At 43.5% G+C, this 16,788-nt stretch carries 14 protein-coding genes; 11 read left to right on the forward strand and 3 right to left on the reverse strand.

Translation table 11 applies throughout. The annotated features are described in order from the left end of the window. Window positions 1–17: 17 nt before the first annotated feature. Complete coding sequence (locus Q8M62_RS01825) at window positions 18–239, reverse strand: hypothetical protein (protein WP_304899831.1); 222 nt, start codon at window positions 237–239, stop codon at window positions 18–20. A 205-nt stretch (window positions 240–444) separates the two neighbouring features. Here Q8M62_RS01825 and Q8M62_RS01830 point away from each other — a divergent pair, with 205 nt between their 5' ends. From Q8M62_RS01830 to Q8M62_RS01855, 6 genes are all read left to right on the forward strand, one after another. Continuing rightward, on the forward strand, window positions 445–981 hold the full coding sequence (locus tag Q8M62_RS01830; protein ID WP_304899832.1) for a DUF2975 domain-containing protein: 537 nt from the start codon (window positions 445–447) through the stop codon (window positions 979–981). A 12-nt stretch (window positions 982–993) separates the two neighbouring features. Further along, window positions 994–1,530: a DUF2975 domain-containing protein gene (locus Q8M62_RS01835; RefSeq protein ID WP_304899833.1), complete on the forward strand. Its 537-nt coding sequence runs from the start codon at window positions 994–996 to the stop codon at window positions 1,528–1,530. Window positions 1,531–1,533: 3 nt separating this feature from the next. Continuing rightward, window positions 1,534–1,752 carry a helix-turn-helix transcriptional regulator gene (locus Q8M62_RS01840; RefSeq protein ID WP_304899834.1) on the forward strand — a complete coding sequence of 73 codons (219 nt, stop codon included), beginning with the start codon at window positions 1,534–1,536 and terminating at the stop codon, window positions 1,750–1,752. 81 nt (window positions 1,753–1,833) lie between these two features. Further along, window positions 1,834–2,475 carry a YdeI family protein gene (locus Q8M62_RS01845; RefSeq protein WP_304899835.1) on the forward strand — a complete coding sequence of 214 codons (642 nt, stop codon included), beginning with the start codon at window positions 1,834–1,836 and terminating at the stop codon, window positions 2,473–2,475. A gap of 154 nt (window positions 2,476–2,629) precedes the next feature. Continuing rightward, a complete protein-coding gene (locus Q8M62_RS01850; protein ID WP_304899836.1) occupies window positions 2,630–2,968 on the forward strand; it encodes a HopJ type III effector protein in 339 nt (112 codons plus the stop codon). Window positions 2,969–2,979: 11 nt separating this feature from the next. Beyond that, entirely contained in the window at window positions 2,980–3,816 is an 837-nt protein-coding gene (locus Q8M62_RS01855; protein ID WP_304899837.1) for a maleylpyruvate isomerase family mycothiol-dependent enzyme, read from the forward strand. A gap of 10 nt (window positions 3,817–3,826) precedes the next feature. On the opposite strand, the gene Q8M62_RS01860 is transcribed toward Q8M62_RS01855, so the two are convergent. Together Q8M62_RS01860 and Q8M62_RS01865 are read right to left on the reverse strand one after the other, a co-directional pair. Next, window positions 3,827–6,118 (reverse strand): BamA/TamA family outer membrane protein, encoded by a 2,292-nt coding sequence (locus Q8M62_RS01860; protein WP_304899838.1) that lies wholly within the window; start codon window positions 6,116–6,118, stop codon window positions 3,827–3,829. Continuing rightward, on the reverse strand, window positions 6,108–11,114 hold the full coding sequence (locus Q8M62_RS01865) for a translocation/assembly module TamB domain-containing protein (RefSeq protein ID WP_304899839.1): 5,007 nt from the start codon (window positions 11,112–11,114) through the stop codon (window positions 6,108–6,110). The genes Q8M62_RS01860 and Q8M62_RS01865 overlap by 11 nt, the downstream gene beginning before the upstream one ends. A 477-nt stretch (window positions 11,115–11,591) precedes the next feature. On the opposite strand from Q8M62_RS01865, the gene Q8M62_RS01870 reads away from it, so the two are divergent. From Q8M62_RS01870 to Q8M62_RS01890, 5 genes are all read left to right on the forward strand, one after another. Next, a complete protein-coding gene (locus Q8M62_RS01870; protein WP_304899840.1) occupies window positions 11,592–12,620 on the forward strand; it encodes a glycosyltransferase family 4 protein in 1,029 nt (342 codons plus the stop codon). A 167-nt stretch (window positions 12,621–12,787) separates the two neighbouring features. Continuing rightward, on the forward strand, window positions 12,788–13,441 hold the full coding sequence (locus Q8M62_RS01875) for a peroxiredoxin (RefSeq protein ID WP_304899841.1): 654 nt from the start codon (window positions 12,788–12,790) through the stop codon (window positions 13,439–13,441). A gap of 475 nt (window positions 13,442–13,916) precedes the next feature. Continuing rightward, on the forward strand, window positions 13,917–15,080 hold the full coding sequence (locus tag Q8M62_RS01880) for a dipeptidase (protein ID WP_304899842.1): 1,164 nt from the start codon (window positions 13,917–13,919) through the stop codon (window positions 15,078–15,080). A 3-nt stretch (window positions 15,081–15,083) separates the two neighbouring features. Further along, window positions 15,084–15,803, forward strand: a complete 720-nt coding sequence (locus tag Q8M62_RS01885; protein WP_304899843.1) for a VIT1/CCC1 transporter family protein — start codon at window positions 15,084–15,086, stop codon at window positions 15,801–15,803. Window positions 15,804–15,941: 138 nt separating this feature from the next. Then, the gene (locus tag Q8M62_RS01890) at window positions 15,942–16,694 is read left to right on the forward strand and encodes a DUF5995 family protein (protein ID WP_304899844.1); all 753 of its coding nucleotides are present in this window, start codon (window positions 15,942–15,944) and stop codon (window positions 16,692–16,694) included. Window positions 16,695–16,788 lie beyond the last annotated feature (94 nt).

Consider the following 16,788-nt stretch of genomic DNA (forward strand, 5'->3'; position numbering starts at 1 on the left):
TGAAACGACCAACTAACTTAAATAGGTAAACTAAGGTATTCATAGGCGGGAATCATCTCCACCACCTTACCGTTCTCTTCAAATCGATCTCGCTGATTTTCAGTCACAATTACTCCATACTCAAGATTGAAAAAATCCATAGCATGGATTAGACCTGCATATTCCCTTGCAAAATTTTCATCGGAAACATGACAACATACTTGGATGGCATGGGATACTTCTCCTTTTTGTGAAACCACAAAACCACATTCACTCTTTTCATTACTAATGTAAGATGTCTTTCATTAGCAATGAAAGACTTTGAATTTACTAGCTCCTAGAACTCTCTTTTCTGTGAAAAGCTAAAATTGATTTTTAAAATAAATTTCTTTTTTCGATTATTATTTATTGTTTATCAATAAATAATTACTGTTATTTGAGGCATCAACTTTAAACTATTTAGCGATGTCATCAAGAACAGATATCCTCATCAAATTCCTGCAGGTGATTTCCTGGATCACTTTCATCGGCCTCTGTGTCCAAACTGGCGCCTTGATTTTCAACTTTATCTTTACACAATTCAATCCCGTCGCAGCCAAAGATTTATATCTTGGCCTGGATCTTTCTTCATTGTTTGGACAAAACGAGATTTACTTTGGCTTCCTGTTCAGTTTCACCATTGTGGTGACTGCGATAAAAGCCTACTTGTTCTTTTTGATTACTCAGATTTTCAGCAGCCTGAACCTAGTCAAACCGTTTAGCGAGGAGATCTCCAAGTTGATAGCACAAATCAGCTATTATACTTTTTCAATCGGTTTGATTGGTGCAATCGCTCATCGATTTACCCAAACTCTGGTGAAGAGTGGTTATGATGTCGATTCCGTTGGACAGTTTTGGAATGACTATACTGCTTTTTTGATGATGGCTGCGATAATTTTTGTGATCGCACAGATCTTTAAAAAAGGACTGGAATTACAATCTGAAAATGATCTTACTGTATAAATCATGTACTATATGTCACCTAAAGCCAATACGATCATCTCAATATTCAATGGAATTTCTGCTCTTATTTTTTTAATCCTCTGTACCCAGGCAGGTGGATTGATTTTCAATTCCATTTACCTTCTTTTAAAGCCAGATGGCGCGAAAGACATGTATTTGGGGAATGACATTGAACAGCTATTTAGCTTAAGCCAACTTAATTTTTCAATTCTATTCCTCCTAACTGTCGCTGTAATTGTTTTAAAAGCCTATACGTTTGCATTGACTATGTTGATCTTTAGCACGCTCAATTTAGTCAAGCCGTTTAGCGAAGAAATTGCATTACTGATTTTACGAATAAGCTATTTGACCTTAGCAGTAGGAATACTTGGATTCATTGCTTTCTACTATTCTGAGTGGCTAGAATCCAAGGGATTCGAACTTAGCTCTCTTCAATTCTGGTGGGATGACAATCTTGCTTACTTAATGATGGGAACTATCGTCTTTGTCTTAGCCCAGATTTTCAAAAAAGGGCTTGAACTGCAAGCCGAGAACGATCTAACCATATAAATCATGCCTATAATTGTCAATTTAGATGTCATGATGGCCAAGCGGAAAATGTCCCTCAACGAGCTTTCCGAAAAAGTGGATATCACGCTTTCCAATCTTTCTATTCTCAAAACCGGAAAAGCCAAAGCGATCCGCTTCAGTACGCTTGAATCCATTTGTGCGGCTTTGGACTGTCAGCCAGGAGATATTTTGGAGTTTAGAGAGGATGATAGTATCAAGTAGCTGGTATCAAGTATCAAGAACTTCGGTGTTCGATATTCAGAATTTTTTAAATTTCGAATGTAGAACATCGAATATCGAATATTGAAGAATTCCATCCTCCAGACCAACCCCCAAGTTGACCGCTTCCTTCTCGAAGGCTGCATGCGCTGCGAAAAGGGCGCAACACCAGCCTGCAAAGTTCACCGCTGGACACCGATTCTTGAGCAGTTGCGGCAGGTTCTTCTGGATACAGAACTTATTGAGGAGCGCAAGTGGGGAGTGCCTGTTTACACTTTGAATGGGAAAAATGTGATTCTCCTAGGCGTCTTCAATGATTCCTGTGTGATTAGCTTTATCAAAGGAAGTCTGATGAAAGATCGGGAAGGAATTTTCGAACTTCCCGGTCCCAATTCACATGAAGGTCGAATCATTAGATTTACCCAAATGGAAGATCTGGAAAGGGTAAATTCAGTCTTAACTCAGTATATCCAAGAAGCCATCGAAGTTGAGAAATCAGGTAAAAAACCAGAGATTCCCATTCGTGGTGGAATGGAAATTCCCGAGGAACTAACTCAAAAATTCAAGGAGCATGAAGGACTTGAAAAAGCATTTTTTGCCCTTTCTCCCGGGAGGCAGCGAGGCTATTTGATTCACTTCACCGGAGCCAAACAAGTTGAAACGCGACTGAGTAGAATTGAAAAATGTGTGGAGAAGATTATGGTAGGAAAAGGGATGATGGAATGATCAATTTTCAATGGACAATGATCAATGAGCAATGGACAATGAGCAATGGACAATGAGCAATTATTAAAAAAAGCACAAGGATCAGTTGCCTTGAACATTGAGTTTGATCATTGATCATTTTATCGTTTATATCTTGCACAAAATTTAAAGTAACATGACCCTTTTGGACAAAATCCACAATTCACCTGAATCCATTTCTTTCTCGGAAGTCATTGCACACATCGATGCCAATTTCGACTTCAGCCCTACCCGGTTCACCAACGGTAACACCGTCAATGAAGCCGGACAAAACAACGGTAGCTGCAAAGTTTTCTCTTTTGCGCAGCTGAATAATCTTACTCAGACGCAAACTTTGGCTCTTTTTGGTGACTATTATCGGATCGATGTCTTAGGCAATACCGAAGGTACGGACCATCAAAATATCCGAAATTATATGAAATCAGGCTGGCAGGGAATTCAATTCGAAGGAACTGCTTTGATCCCAAAATACTAGATTTCCGAGCTATGCAGGCTTTCGTTCCCATTCCTACCCTCCACCTCTTTCCCATCCTGGATCAAAAACTACTGGAATTGCTTCGCTCCTTAAGTCCTGAGGACTGGGAGGTACAAACCGTGGCTAAACTCTGGAAAGTAAAAGATGTGGCAGCCCATCTTTTGGATGTGAACCTGAGAACGATCTCTATGTTACGTGATGGCTTTTTTGGAGAAAAACCCGATCACATTCAATCCTATCAGGACTTGGTCAACTATCTGAATGAACTGAACCGAACCTGGGTTCAGGCAATGAAGCGAGTCAGCCCGGCGATTTTGATCGATTTCCTGGAATCCAGCGGAAAGAAATACATCGAGCAACTTGAGTCCTTGCCTCCTTTCGAAAACGCCATTTTTTCAGTAGCCTGGGCAGGACATGAAACCTCGCCGAATTGGTTTCACATCGCCCGTGAATACACCGAAAAATTCCTCCATCAGCAGCAAATCAGGGATGCGGTGAATAAGCCGGGAATTATGACTGCTGAGCTATTTCAGCCTTTTTTGGAAATAGTCATGAAGGCATTCCCATATACCTTCAAGGAGGTGGAGGCCGAAATCGGAACTCTTGTTGCTCTGGAAATAACCACAGAAATCGGAGGAACTTGGAGTATTATTAAAACCGAAAAAACTTGGGAACTAAGCCAAAATCCCTCCGCCAGTCCCCTCGCAAAAGTGATAATGGATCCCGAAACAGCATGGAAGCTTATCTCCAAAAGCTGGAAATCAAATGAGGTTTTGGATCTGGTAAAGATTTATGGTGATCAGAAATTGGGAAGAAAAGCACTGGATATTACAGGATTTATGGCCTGAAGAAATTGGATTAAAATGGAAATCCGATGGCAAAGTTGAAGATCAGGTTATCTCTCCTCCAGGATTTACTCCCCACCTCAAATCCGCTAACCCAGCGTTCATTTTCAGGCAGATAAGGAATACGAAGCGGTGTGGCCAAATCAAACCGGATCACAAAAAACTCAATATCGACTCGCAAACCAACCCCTGTCCCCACTGCCAACTCATCCCACCAGGAGGAGGAGAATTTTCCACCCGGCAAGGCTTCATTTTCATTCATGAGCCAGAGATTACCTGCATCCAGAAATGCGGCACCTTTTAACACCGAAATGATCGGAAATCTATACTCCAAATTTCCTTCCAGCCGAATGTCACCAGCCTGATCAAAGAAAGATGCCTGATTGAACACCTCCGGTCGATAGGTTCCGGGGCCAAGGGATCTGATTCTAAAGGCACGGATGCTGTTAGGCCCACCGGCAAAAAACTGTTTGACGTAAGGCAAAGACACCGAGTTGCCCAGAGGCTTGCCAACACCTGCCAAAAATCGGGTGGCAATGGTGTGCTGGGTGTTCAGTCTGAGGTAATAGCGAAGATCCAGATCAGCCTTGGCATAATGGGCATACGGCATCCCCAAAAACTCCCCTTCCGCTGAGCCTATAATTTTACTTGCCGCCTTGAGCCCACTGCCCGCCAAATCAATCCCAACGCCCACAAAAACCCCATGTGTTCTAAATCGATCTACAAGTTTGTTGAAATTGAAGGTGTAATTCATCCCTGCAATAAACTGTCGCTGGAAACTGTTTCGCAGGAACGGATTGGCGTCCAATATGGCTTCAAACTCATTCGAGGTTTTGGTCAGATTGACCACATTGATGCTGACCGGATTTATTTCATGATACACATACCGATTGGCATTCCAGAAATACCCATAGTTTCCCGAAAAAGTATTCAATCGGTACAAGCCTCCCCGATCGAGCAAAGCCGTACCGAGACTCATTTTGGTTTTCGGGACAGAATAGCTAAACCGCTCTTTGATTGGGATGAAAAATATGACCCTTGGGTATATCAAATCAGCATTCAACCCGAGTTCCACCGAATTCAACCCTTCTACTGCTCCCCTTCCAACCTGAAATTCATAGGCGAATTTTCCGCTGATATTGAGTGTTTCACCCCCATAAAACAAGTTTCGGTTTCTGTAAATCAGGTTTAAAGCCGGGCCTGCAAAGTTGTTTGATTTTGAAATTCCCTGCAGCTCTGCACGCAAGGACCGTTTGTTCATCGGAGAGAGGTAAATGTTCGCTCTCAGATGTCCAAGGCTGTCATCAGCCTCCATCTCCTCATATCGGAGATTGACAAATCGGTAATTTCCGATGGAGCTTAATCGATTACTGGAGAGTTTGGATTTGCCGGGATGATAAAGTCCATCTTTTTCGATAAGAATATAATCGTCCAATAATTCGGGTCTGAAAACGAGCTGACCCTGAATGAAATTTTTACCGTTGATGGTCACCGTATCAATAAGCTCGGCCTTCTCATCTATGGAATAATTTGGGAAAACATTGATTTGATCTACTCTGTAAGGAATAATTCCTGATTTTGGTACTGAATTTTTAAATCTCAGATACAGATTAAATGTACGCGTGGAATCTCCTTGATTGGTATCGGCTTCGAAGATCAGATATTCATCATTGAAATTGTAATAGCCTTTATTCTTCAGCGCATCTTCTATTCGTACCCGCTCACTGTTGAGTTTTGATAGGTCAAACCGGGTTCCACGTGTTAATTTGGTGTCTTTTAACAATTCGATGATTTCCCTGTCTACTTCCATCGAATCCCGATCCACGATGAGACTGTCCATTAAATAAGGGCTGGATAGCTGAACAGAATAGGCTACCGATGCAAATTTACCCCTACGGCTTACCTCAGCATTGGTGATGCTGTAGAAAAACCCTCTGTTTTCCAATCGGTTGAGAATGAGTTCTTCTGTGCCCCGCAGGTTTACACCACTGAAATAAACAGGCTCTTCCCCTATTTTTTTATTTATAAAACGGTTGATAAAACCGGGTTTTTCCTTTGCTCCCTTGTAGTGTGCCCACAGGCCTATATACATCCCAAGGATCTTCTTGTTTGGCTTTGGCCTCAGTAAGTCTTCTACCTCTTCGGTCACTTCCTTGATATCGCTGATTTTTGATTCCGACTTCAGCGTTAACGCTGCCCCGGTATAGAGAAATTCATCCTCGGGAATGAATCGCTTTACACTGCAGGCAAATCCCAAAAGGAGCAGAAAAGCGAATCCGACAAATGCGGTGGGTTTAGTATTCATTTCGCTCCGTTTTGGTTTGATCTTCCTTTTCACCTGACTTCTCTTCTTTTTTTATTCCGTTTTTCTTCTCGAGTTCATCGATTGGATTGACCCGGTTTTTATTTTCTTCCGATTGCCTCCACAGCTCCAAGAAGGTGTTGAATTCTCTGTTGAAAATCACACCAAAACCAGTCACCGTCAATTGTCCGTCTATGATGCTTTGAAATTCATTCCGCTGAAATCCCCGGAGACGGTATCGCCCATTTTTTGTCAACAAATATTCGATGCTGATATTTCCCAACAGGGCATTGCCCTGCTGTTGATTTTGAGAGCTTCCTTCCACATCCACTTGGCTGCCTACTTGGACTACGAGTCGATCATCGAACAATTGCTTTTTTGCACTGACATTCAGCTGGGTTCGCTCTTGCGGGGAGCTCCCCTGATAATCAGTAAAACTATCCAAGTCAAAATCCAACTCAAACCCGCTTTTGCCCAGAAGATTGCTGGAAAGGGCGTTCAATTGCCCGGATAGCACCTGACTTACGCTGCTTCTCGCAATGGCTTCTGTGCCGCCACCCGATCCGTCGCTTCCGGTTGAAGGAAAAAATCGATTTAATACCAGTAGGGAAAACACCTGTTTGTTCAGCTCATCCGCCTGTTCATTGACCTGCAATACTCTGGAATAAACATTCCCTCCCAAGGCACCTCTTTGAGCCTCCGGCATATCGAGTCGAAATGAAATTTCTGGTCTTAGCAACTCACCGTTTACATTGAGATAGACCAAAAAGGGAAGCTCCTGGAAATATTGATTTTTTGAATCGCCTGTCGAGCCCGTCAACTGAGAAGCCATGAGTTCCGATGATGCGGTCCTGATTTGGTAGATCGCGCTGATCGCAAGTGTCGCATCCATCGGGTCACCGTTCCAGGTAATCCGACTTCCTTGGCCAATTGTAAATTTCCTGCTGACAAGATTGTAGAGGGACATTTCATAATGCCCTTCTCTGATCTCATAGTTGCCACTCAGCGTAATGCGTCCGTTCGGGTTGATTTCCAAGTTGAGATCTGCACTACCTGACACCAACAGATTATCTCCGGATCGCTCATCTATCACCAAACGAAACGAAGCCTTAGGGTCTACCTGAAGAATCGCACGGATATCATATCCCATGAAGGCACTCGCCGTCTCCTCTGTTTTTCTGGTGAGGATATCATAAGGATCACTTCGGTTTACAAAAACGACCACCCCATCCCGCGCAACCAAGTCAAGTTGTGATTCAGGAATGATCACTGTCAAGGCTGTATTTTCCTTTACAGTCAGGTTGGCGGAAACTTTAGGCAAGAAAAGGTCACCGGTGACCCTCACATCTGCATCGATGATCCCTCTCCCATAAAACAAGTCATTGTCGCCTTTGGTAGAATTAACCACAGAAAAGTTTTTTGCGATCAGATTCAAGTCAAATGTGGGATTGATGAGACTTTCTGTGAAGATCGAACCGTCAATTTGAAAGCTGTTTTTGCCTTCATCCTGAATGGTGAATTTCTTGAAATAGAGTCCTGAATTATCCAAAGCTATGGTTTCATCAGCCAATAGGTAATTTGCCTTGAGCTGCGAAACGACAAAAGCCGCATTATTAAATTTAATTTCTCCGGAATAGTTGGGCTCCAAGGTTGTTCCGCTCGCTTCAATCAGACCTGAAAGGAAACCGGTACCATCTGAGAGCTCATCTCCGGAAAGTCCCGCTACAACTTCCATATCGATCTGATTGAGGTTCAACCGCACATCAAAGCTTCCTCCGGCTTCATCGGCCTGAAATTTTCCTGCTAAATCGAGATCCATTCCCCCATCTTTCAGGCGCATGGCAAGCACATAGTCACCCAAGGTCTCAGAGGTAGCCTCCACGCTCAATTTGCCCAATGGAACCTGAAGCACATTCAAGCTATCCACCTTCAAATCGCCCAGTAAACCCGTGGCTCCAAAAGGGTTTTCCAGCACAAGCCTGCCATTGACAAAGCCCGAAGCAATCAAGTCGTTTGGATTGAGCAAACTGGTAAAAGTCTCCAGTCTGAAATTTTCAAATTGGATAGCAAGATGTTCATCATTGATATCCTCCAAGTCATTTCGAAGGGATAATACCTGTTGGTTTCTCGAAAATCTGAAGTCCTCAAAGTTCACATGCTGTGCGGCAATCTGTATGAGATTTGTTTCAGGAATACTCCATTCATTGGAGTTTACAAGGAGGTTTTCGGGTGAAACATGAATACTCAGCGTATCCCCGGAATAACCGATATCCGTGGCTATGTGAACCAGCTTTTCTTTGCCAGCAAAGGAGTTGAAATCAAAGTAAAGCCGAGACTGCTTGAGTTCACCTGTAAAATAGGTTCGATCCATCGCCAATGGACCTGAATTAAGTGCCAAAAAGCCAAGCGCGAGGTCCAGATTATCATTAGTGGAATCGATCCTGATTCCCAGACTGTCCACTTCCGTGTCACCGTACTTGACATAAGGAAAGTCAACACTGCCAATAAACTTGTCTTCAGCCTGATTAAAATTCACCTTGATTCTGGCGCTGTCCAATTGATCCAAACCTTGGAGTAGCACTTGGTTCAAAATCGGAGCTTGGTTGATGGCAAGATCCATTTCCATGGTTATTTTTCCCAATGACTCCCCGATGGAGTCCAACTTATCCAAGTGCTGTCTGAAATGCGTCGTAACAGCCGCAATCAAGCTGTCGGGAGAAGTGTTCGAGCGAATGAACCCATTCAGCAAAAGGCTTTGAATCGAAACACTGGTTGAATCTTCACGGATTCGGGCATCCAGATTCAGAGCCCCAAGCGGGTAGGTCCGCTGATCATAGACCACAATGGCATCATTCAAGCTGGTAGTCAAATCAAAATTGGCCGGATTACCTTCAAAATTAGCCAGTAACTGAAATTTGGCCCGGGTACTTTGCCCTGCAAATCCCAACTCATACAGATCAATCCCTTTCAGGTCCAAATTCAAATCAACCCTGGAATTGATCGAATCCAATGTGAGCTTGGTAAGCAAATCGAATTTCAAAAATTCATCATCCAACCACATGTGAACATCCCCTTCGCCGTTTATCAATTGCCCCTCAAGTGCCAAGCCTGAAAAGTCGTTACCGTTGATTCTTAGTCTTTCAAATGAGGAAGAGAGTTCGGCACTGAGATCATTCAGGCTTCTTCCGGATCCAATGCCCGATAAACTGAACGAAAGCGTATCCATTCCCGGATTACCCAAAATAGCTCCTAATTGGAGTCTGTCCACATCCAAATCCGCTTTGAATGCGAGAATTGAGTTGTTCTGAAAACTTCCGTCCAGCAGCAGATTTCCCAGATCTGTTTCAAGATTAACCTTTGCCAGTATATCATCGAGTTTACCCGAAGCATTCGCCTTGATGCTGATCAGATTCGGTAGCTTCACTCCCAGTTGGGATTCATCCACAAATTTGAGCAGGGTCTCCCGGTTGGTTCGAAATTCCAGTTTTGGAAAATCGAAAGCCAACAAGTCCGCGTCCATCAGATTGGCTGCCTGACCATTGCCGCTGAAATAAGTTTCACCCCAGCTCAAATCGAAAAGCGGGATCACTACCGCATTCAGATCACCTTTTGCCTTCAGCCGCAGGGCTATCGGGGCAGAGGCCAATTCCCGAATGAGGGTGTCGTAGGCAAGTTCGGGAGCAAAGAAATAACTGTCTCTAAGGTCCAGACGGGTTTCGGCCAAGGAAATATCAAACTTGGTTTTTTCCGGATTTTTGATCAAATCCTGTATGGACTGAAAGCCAAAATTGGCAATTCCTTTCAGCTGACTTCTGTTGGTTTCGATCCAAAGCTTCTCGATTTTAGAGTCAGCCGCTGAGATCGAAAAATCAAACCGGAGGTTTTTCAACTCAAATCCTCCCGCCTCTACAAATCCCGCCTCGCTAAGCTTAAGACCTGCTTGCTTATTTTCCAGAAAAATATCCCCTGCCTCAAGGCGCAGGGCTTTGATCGCTAACACCTCCGGATTAAAATACCCCTGCCTGATTTCTTGGTCTTCGGAAGTTTTGAACTCCACCGAATTTTTGGCAAGTGACAAACTGCCTATCTGAACGTCCCAATCGGGCCATGCGAAGGGAATTGATTCGATAACTTCCTCAACCGCTTCAGCCACACTAAAATCATAAAAGAGGATGTCCGAATCTCTCAGCGCGATGGAATTGACCTTAATCTGCTGATTTTGAAGGTTAATTTCAGGTGCTTGGACATTAAAATCGCCAATCTTCAACCCTGCCTGCTGCCTGTCCACTATATTGTTATAGGCAATGGAGACATTGGAAAGTTGGAAATTATCCAAGATCAAAAAGGGCAAAACCGAGGCGATAGAATCCTCTTCACTAGGTTCAAAAGCTTTGGTTTGGGAGTAGGATAGCTGTGAATTTTGGAGGGTAAAGTTAGAAATCCGGAATTCAGACTTTTCTAAATTCAGAACCGGGACTTCGATTTTCAAGGATTCGAGCTTTAAAAAAGCATCAATTCCCATGCGCTCATCGAGGTATTTCAGGTCAAAATCCTTCAGCGAAACTGGAGATAATTTAATGGAAAGCATTTGGGAATTTTGCTGATTTGCCGGATCGACTTCGACGGCCACTTCCCCATTCTGTGTATCAAATGCCTCAATCAAAAAGTCGAAATTGAATTTCCTGGACACTTCAGTTCTGGAAATGTTGGCTTTAAGTCCTTCCCATTCCAGTTTGGTGATGTTAATGGCACCGGTTCTTATCAAAGGAAGAATCTCAACTCCTGCTTCCAACTTTCGGGAGTAAATCAAAGTATCTCCGGCAGTATCCTCGAGGTAAAGCCCTTCCAAAAATAAATTTCCGGAGAAAGTAATGTAGAGCTTGTCAATGGAAACCGCTGTCTTGGTTTTATTGGAGACAAATTGGGTTGCCTTGTCCACAACGATGCCCTGACCCCAAGGGCTGCGGATAAAAAGCACTAAAAGAATCGCGATTACCAAAAGTGAGGCTATCGTAATCCCTAAAACCTTTAAGAATGTCCTGATAAATCTTTTGATAGAATTTATTTTAACTAGTTGGACTTTAAGAGCATCACACTCTCCCTTGCCTAATGGTCAAGAAATAAGCCAAATGGGTTCAAAAAACGGTCAATTATATAATCGGGAATTGATCGATATGTTTACAAAACTAAGAATTTTGACGGGAAATTCAGTTTTAGACAAATTCATACGTATTAAAGGGTCCTCATCAAGCAACTTCGCCCTAACAAAATTCGATAGTACCATTTCAGCTACCAGTTCTGCTTCGACGACAATATTGACCGCTTTGACAAAAGATCAATTCGAGAAAAAACAGAGAATTTATTGACCCCATCATTTAAGCTTTAAGCTTTTGGCACCAATCATTGCGATGGGTTCAAATGCATAATCCAGCCTAAACTTTTTACTTTGCAGCAAACGTACCGCCTTCGCTAATTCATGATCATTTACACCTTCCCTGTCCGAACTGCTTTTATCGACCGAGATTTGGAGATGATCGGGCCTGTTTCGCCCATCAAGTCCTTGGAATTCACTCAAAGTCCCCTAAAGCTCCCCTTCTTTTTTGTCCTTCAGTTTTTTCAGCTGCTTTGGTACCTGCCCAAAACGAGTCAGTACCTCTGCTTTTTCGGGGGCTATCACAGTGTATTACCGGCTTGGTTTGGGAGGGTTTTTGGGAAAAAATGTACGATTCAGGCCGGGGGAACCGATTGCATCAATATGCCGGAAATCGGGTATGGTAATTTCAGAAAGAAATGGCTGCGGAAAGCTACCGTCTATTCCTTCAAAAATTGCAGTCTGATTCTTCCTGTAGCCGAGGCTTTGGTCAAACAGGATTATCGATATGATCCAAAAATCTCTCCGAAGCAGGGCTTATTGAATTTGATTCCGGATTTAAAAACTCCCATTCAGGTCATCCCCAATGGATTTGACACGGAATACTGGAGGGACTTGGGAAAGGAAAGAAAACCATTCAGCTTTATCTCCGTCGCTACCGGCACCTCCCATCCGGCTCGTGCCATTGTCAAAGGCTATGACTTAATTGAAAAACTGGCCGAAAATCATCCCGATTGGACCTTCACTTTGGTGGGAGATTCAGCTTACGTTTCGCCGAATTCAAATGTCTTAGTCTTGGGAAAAATGAATCCTGCTGAACTGCTAAACAGCTACAATTCACACCAATTCTATCTTCAACTTTCCACTTCAGAAGGTTTCCCGAATGCCTTGGGCGAAGCCATGGCTTGTGGCTGCGTGCCGATTGGTTCGGCCGTAGGAGCAATTCCTGAGATTATTGGAGAGACCGGCTTGATCCTATTTCAAAAAGATCCAAAAATGTTAAATTCTTTGATTTTTACACTTTTTAATGAAAGCTCCAAAGTTTCCCCACAAGTAGCCCGCTTAAGAATCCTGACTCATTTTTCGTTTAAAAATAGAAGGGACGCTCTTTTGAAAGCATTGAATCTATACTAGTTTCATTTGGGCAGCATGCCTTTTTCTACGCTATTTTTTTAGACAATAGAGCTCCATAAAAGGAATCCCCAACCTTTTAAAGTTGAGGTGACCAATGTTACAATCCTGTAAATATGAATCTGGTAGGTTTGGTCTATCCAATTAAAAAAACGATAATCAAATATATTATGGAAGACCAACAGATAACTATGCCAAGAATCGGAGATATGGCTCCTGATTTTGCAGCGATGACGACAACCGGGAAAATGCAGTTTTCCGAGTACATCAAAGGAAAATGGACGATTCTATTCTCACATCCTGCGGATTTCACACCGGTGTGTACCACTGAGATGAGTGGATTTGCTTTAGAGCAAAAGTTCTTTGACGCGCTTGACACCAAACTGGTCGGCTTGAGTATCGATAGCATTCACTCGCACATTGCTTGGGTGAATAATGTGAAGAAAAATACCGGAGTGCTGTTTGAGTTTCCGATCATCGCAGATATCGACATGAAAGTGTCCAAACTTTATGGAATGCTTCAACCGGGTGAAAGTGAAACTGCTGCCGTTCGCGCAGTATTCTTCATCGATCCCACAGGGAAAATCCGATTGATCATGTACTATCCACTGAATGTGGGACGAAATATGGAAGAGATCAAGCGGGTATTGCTAGCCTTGCAAGCTGCTGATAAATATAAAGTAGCGATGCCACTGAACTGGAAGCCGGGAGAAAAAGTAATCGTGCCGCCACCAAAAACAGTGGAAGAAATGCTGGAACGGGAAGCGAGTGATTATGAGATGGTAGATTTCTATTTAGCTAAAAAAGAACTGCCCTTAGCCTAGATTTTAGATTAAAGGATTAATTAAAGGGGAAAGCCTTTTCGAAATTTTCGGGAAGGTTTTTCTGTTTTTGCCTTCGAATTCAGAATCTTCTGGAAATCGATTTCATTGAATCGCCGAAACCGGTTTTTAGGATTCTCACACTTTTTTTACCCGAAAGTGAATTTTTTTAAACCGTTTTTTCAATTTTTGACATAAATCAAAAAGTGAAGGGCAAAAAATAAGGGAGCCTTTTTAAAATCAGGCTCCCTATCAGGGTTTATTGTCAATGGATTAAAACCATATAAACTTTGGCAAAGCGCTGGGTTGAGCAACTATTCTGTTTGCAAAAGTTTCCTAAACGTATTAAAACCAAACAAACAATCAAAATTTCAGATGAAAATTTTTGATTTATTTTTCTTAATCCTCTGTTCGATTCTACATGCGATATATCGGAGCTATTCAAAATTCCTTTTAACTTGAAACCAAACCACAGCCGATGAAAAAATTCATCCTATTTCTTGTCATCCTTTTTGTCGTTTACTTAATCGGCATCAACACCGTCCCACAATACATTGAGGCCGAACGAAATCCGGTCAAAGCCGCAGGACCCTATCAGGTATCTCCGGAAGCCCAAGCCATCTATGCCCGGCTCGATTTCATTTCAGACTTGCATTGCGACGCCCTCCTCTGGGGCAGGAATCTGAATAAAAGAGGGAATCAGGGACACGTGGATTTCCCAAGAATGAGGGAAGCCAATGTTGCCCTGGAGATGTTCACAATTGTCTCCAAATCTCCTGCAGGCCAAAATATGCAGAGTAACAGCGAAGACGCTTTTGACAACATCACCCCACTGACCATCGCAAAAGGCGAAAGCCCCTGGAATTGGTTTAGCCTGATCAACCGAACTTTGTCCCAATCAGAGGCTCTTAAAAATTTTGTGGAAAATGAAGGTGAAAAAGCCATTTTCGTCCGGTCAAAAGCTGATCTTGAAAAGCTCATCGAAGCCCGGAAAAAAGACAAAGAAGTCATCGGCGCCATGTTGGGCATTGAAGGGGGGCACGCACTGGAGGGGACGCTGGAGAACCTGGACAAAGTCTACGCTGCCGGCGTGCGAATGGTCGGGCCGACTCACTTTTTTGACAATGAATTCGGCGGTTCTGCCCATGGTCAAAGCGGTGAAGGGTTGACAGACTTCGGGAAAAAGGTGATCGCCCGAATGAATGAACTGGGGATTTTCATCGATTTAGCCCATGCCTCTCCCGCTATTGTCGAAGATATACTTAGACTTAGCTCCAAGCCCGTGATTGTGTCTCATACCGGTGTGCGGGCGGTATTGGATTCTCAACGAAATCTCAGCGACGAACAGATCCAAAAAATCGCGGCAAACGGTGGGATCATCGGAATCGCCTTTTTTGACATGGCAGTGGGTATGCCCGAACTGCCAAACATCATTGCATCAATCAAGCATGTGCGTGATTTAGTAGGAGTCGAATTTGTGGCTTTGGGCTCAGATTATGACGGGTCGGTGGCTGTTCCTTTTGACATTACCGGACTTCCCCTGATTGTCGAAGGACTTTTAAATGCTGGATTTACGGAAGAAGAAATCAAAGCAGTGATGGGCGAAAATGTGAAGCGCTTTTTGCTTGAAAACTTAAACTGATCCATGGAAAAAGCTATCCATCAGGAGAATGCCAATTTCGGTAAACTTCAGGAGTACCTCCGCGAATTTGTCTATGGGGGAATTGACGGGGCGGTGACCACCTTCGCTGTGGTAGCAGGTGGGTTTGGAGCCAACCTTGACGCCGGAATCCTGATTATTCTCGGCTTGGCCAATCTCCTGGCTGACGGATTCTCGATGTCGGTGGGGGCCTATCTTTCGGCTAAAAGCGAGCGGGATAATTACGACAAGCACCAGAAAATAGAGTATTGGGAAATCGAAAACCTTCCGGAAATCGAACGGGAAGAAATCGTCGAAATCTACCGTGAAAAAGGCTTCAAAGGGGAGCTCCTGGACAAAATCGTCAACCACATTTGTGATGACAAAGATCTTTGGGTAGCGGAGATGATGAAGGACGAACTGGGGATGATGCGCGACAGCAAAAGCCCCTTCAAAATCGGTGTGGCAACCCTGATATCCTTTATTCTGGTTGGGTTTATCCCCCTGATGGTCTACCTCTGGGATTTCTTTTTCCCTACTGATCTTGACACCTTCCTTTGGACCAGTATTTTAACCGGACTTGCATTTATGATCGTGGGGTGGCTGAAGGGAATCGTCAATCAAACCTCCAAGCTGCGCAGCGTCTCGGAGACTTTGGCCCTGGGACTTTTGGCAGCGATCGTTGCCTATTATGTCGGTGATATTTTAAAAAGCTTTTTCATTTAGATTTTATTACTCAGTTGGAATTTTGACACAGATTAAACCAGCTCTTGAAAATCTGCTTGAAGACCGAAGAGCGCCTCAATTCATAAGTTGAATCTTAGATAGGGTTATGATACTCCCACAGGTATAAAAAAATCAACAATGAAAACAATCGAAGATGTCCTGACCCGAATGGATCAAATCGTAGCCGAGTGCAAAGCCCAACAATCCCGGATCGGGTATTTTGCAATTTTATACCGACAGGTCACCCGGAGGGTTCGGGATGGAATTTTGGCCCGAGAATTTGAGGACAATGCCCGCATGGAGGTGCTGGACGTGCTTTTTGCAAAGCGATTTATAGATGCCTACGATAGCTGGAAACACGGGATCAAGCCAAGCGAAAGCTGGAGATTGGCTTTTGAGGCAAGCAAAAATTCCGGAAACCTAGTGCTACAGCATCTATTTCTTGGGATCAATGCCCACATTAACCTCGACTTGGGAATCGCTGCCTCAGAGACAATGCTCGGAAAAGACCTCGGGGGGATCCAAGGCGATTTTAACAAGATCAATTCCCTTCTTGCCGAATTAGTCGACGGCGTAAAAGCAAATATCAGCACCGTTTCACCGATTTTTGGTTGGCTGATACCGCTGGCAAAAGGACGGGACGAAATGCTTCTCAACTTTTCGATCCAACTCGCACGGGATGGGGCCTGGAAATACGCCGGAGAATACCATGCTGATTTGGACAAGGACTTTCAGATCCAAGACCGGGACCGTAACATTTCCAAACTGGCTCAAAAGCTAATCAGTCCGGGAAAATTCCTGGCCTTTATTGTGAAAATTGTAGCTTTTGCCGAATGGAAATCAGTCAGTCGGACAATGGATCAACTAGATATCCTAGCTAGCCACAGCTGATTGGTCCCTTTTCTGAAAACGAAAAAATAACTTGGAATTCAAATTTTGAATCAAACATTTTTCACCTTACCTTTTAATTATTCGAAGCCCAATC

This window comes from Algoriphagus sp., from assembly GCF_030694375.1.
In the GTDB taxonomy this organism is placed as follows: Bacteria; Bacteroidota; Bacteroidia; order Cytophagales; family Cyclobacteriaceae; genus Algoriphagus.

What these genes read in the sequence shown, in the direction of transcription:
- Q8M62_RS01885 (WP_304899843.1), top strand. Translation starts at nt 15,084, where the DNA reads ATGGAAAAAGCTATCCATCAGGAGAATGCCAATTTCGGTAAACTTCAG.
- Q8M62_RS01855 (WP_304899837.1), top strand. Translation starts at nt 2,980, where the DNA reads ATGCAGGCTTTCGTTCCCATTCCTACCCTCCACCTCTTTCCCATCCTG.
- Q8M62_RS01890 (WP_304899844.1), top strand. Translation starts at nt 15,942, where the DNA reads ATGAAAACAATCGAAGATGTCCTGACCCGAATGGATCAAATCGTAGCC.
- Q8M62_RS01840 (WP_304899834.1), top strand. Translation starts at nt 1,534, where the DNA reads ATGCCTATAATTGTCAATTTAGATGTCATGATGGCCAAGCGGAAAATG.
- Q8M62_RS01870 (WP_304899840.1), top strand. Translation starts at nt 11,592, where the DNA reads ATGATCATTTACACCTTCCCTGTCCGAACTGCTTTTATCGACCGAGAT.
- Q8M62_RS01860 (WP_304899838.1), bottom strand. Translation starts at nt 6,118, where the DNA reads ATGAATACTAAACCCACCGCATTTGTCGGATTCGCTTTTCTGCTCCTT.
- Q8M62_RS01835 (WP_304899833.1), top strand. Translation starts at nt 994, where the DNA reads ATGTCACCTAAAGCCAATACGATCATCTCAATATTCAATGGAATTTCT.
- Q8M62_RS01850 (WP_304899836.1), top strand. Translation starts at nt 2,630, where the DNA reads ATGACCCTTTTGGACAAAATCCACAATTCACCTGAATCCATTTCTTTC.
- Q8M62_RS01830 (WP_304899832.1), top strand. Translation starts at nt 445, where the DNA reads ATGTCATCAAGAACAGATATCCTCATCAAATTCCTGCAGGTGATTTCC.
- Q8M62_RS01880 (WP_304899842.1), top strand. Translation starts at nt 13,917, where the DNA reads ATGAAAAAATTCATCCTATTTCTTGTCATCCTTTTTGTCGTTTACTTA.
- Q8M62_RS01875 (WP_304899841.1), top strand. Translation starts at nt 12,788, where the DNA reads ATGGAAGACCAACAGATAACTATGCCAAGAATCGGAGATATGGCTCCT.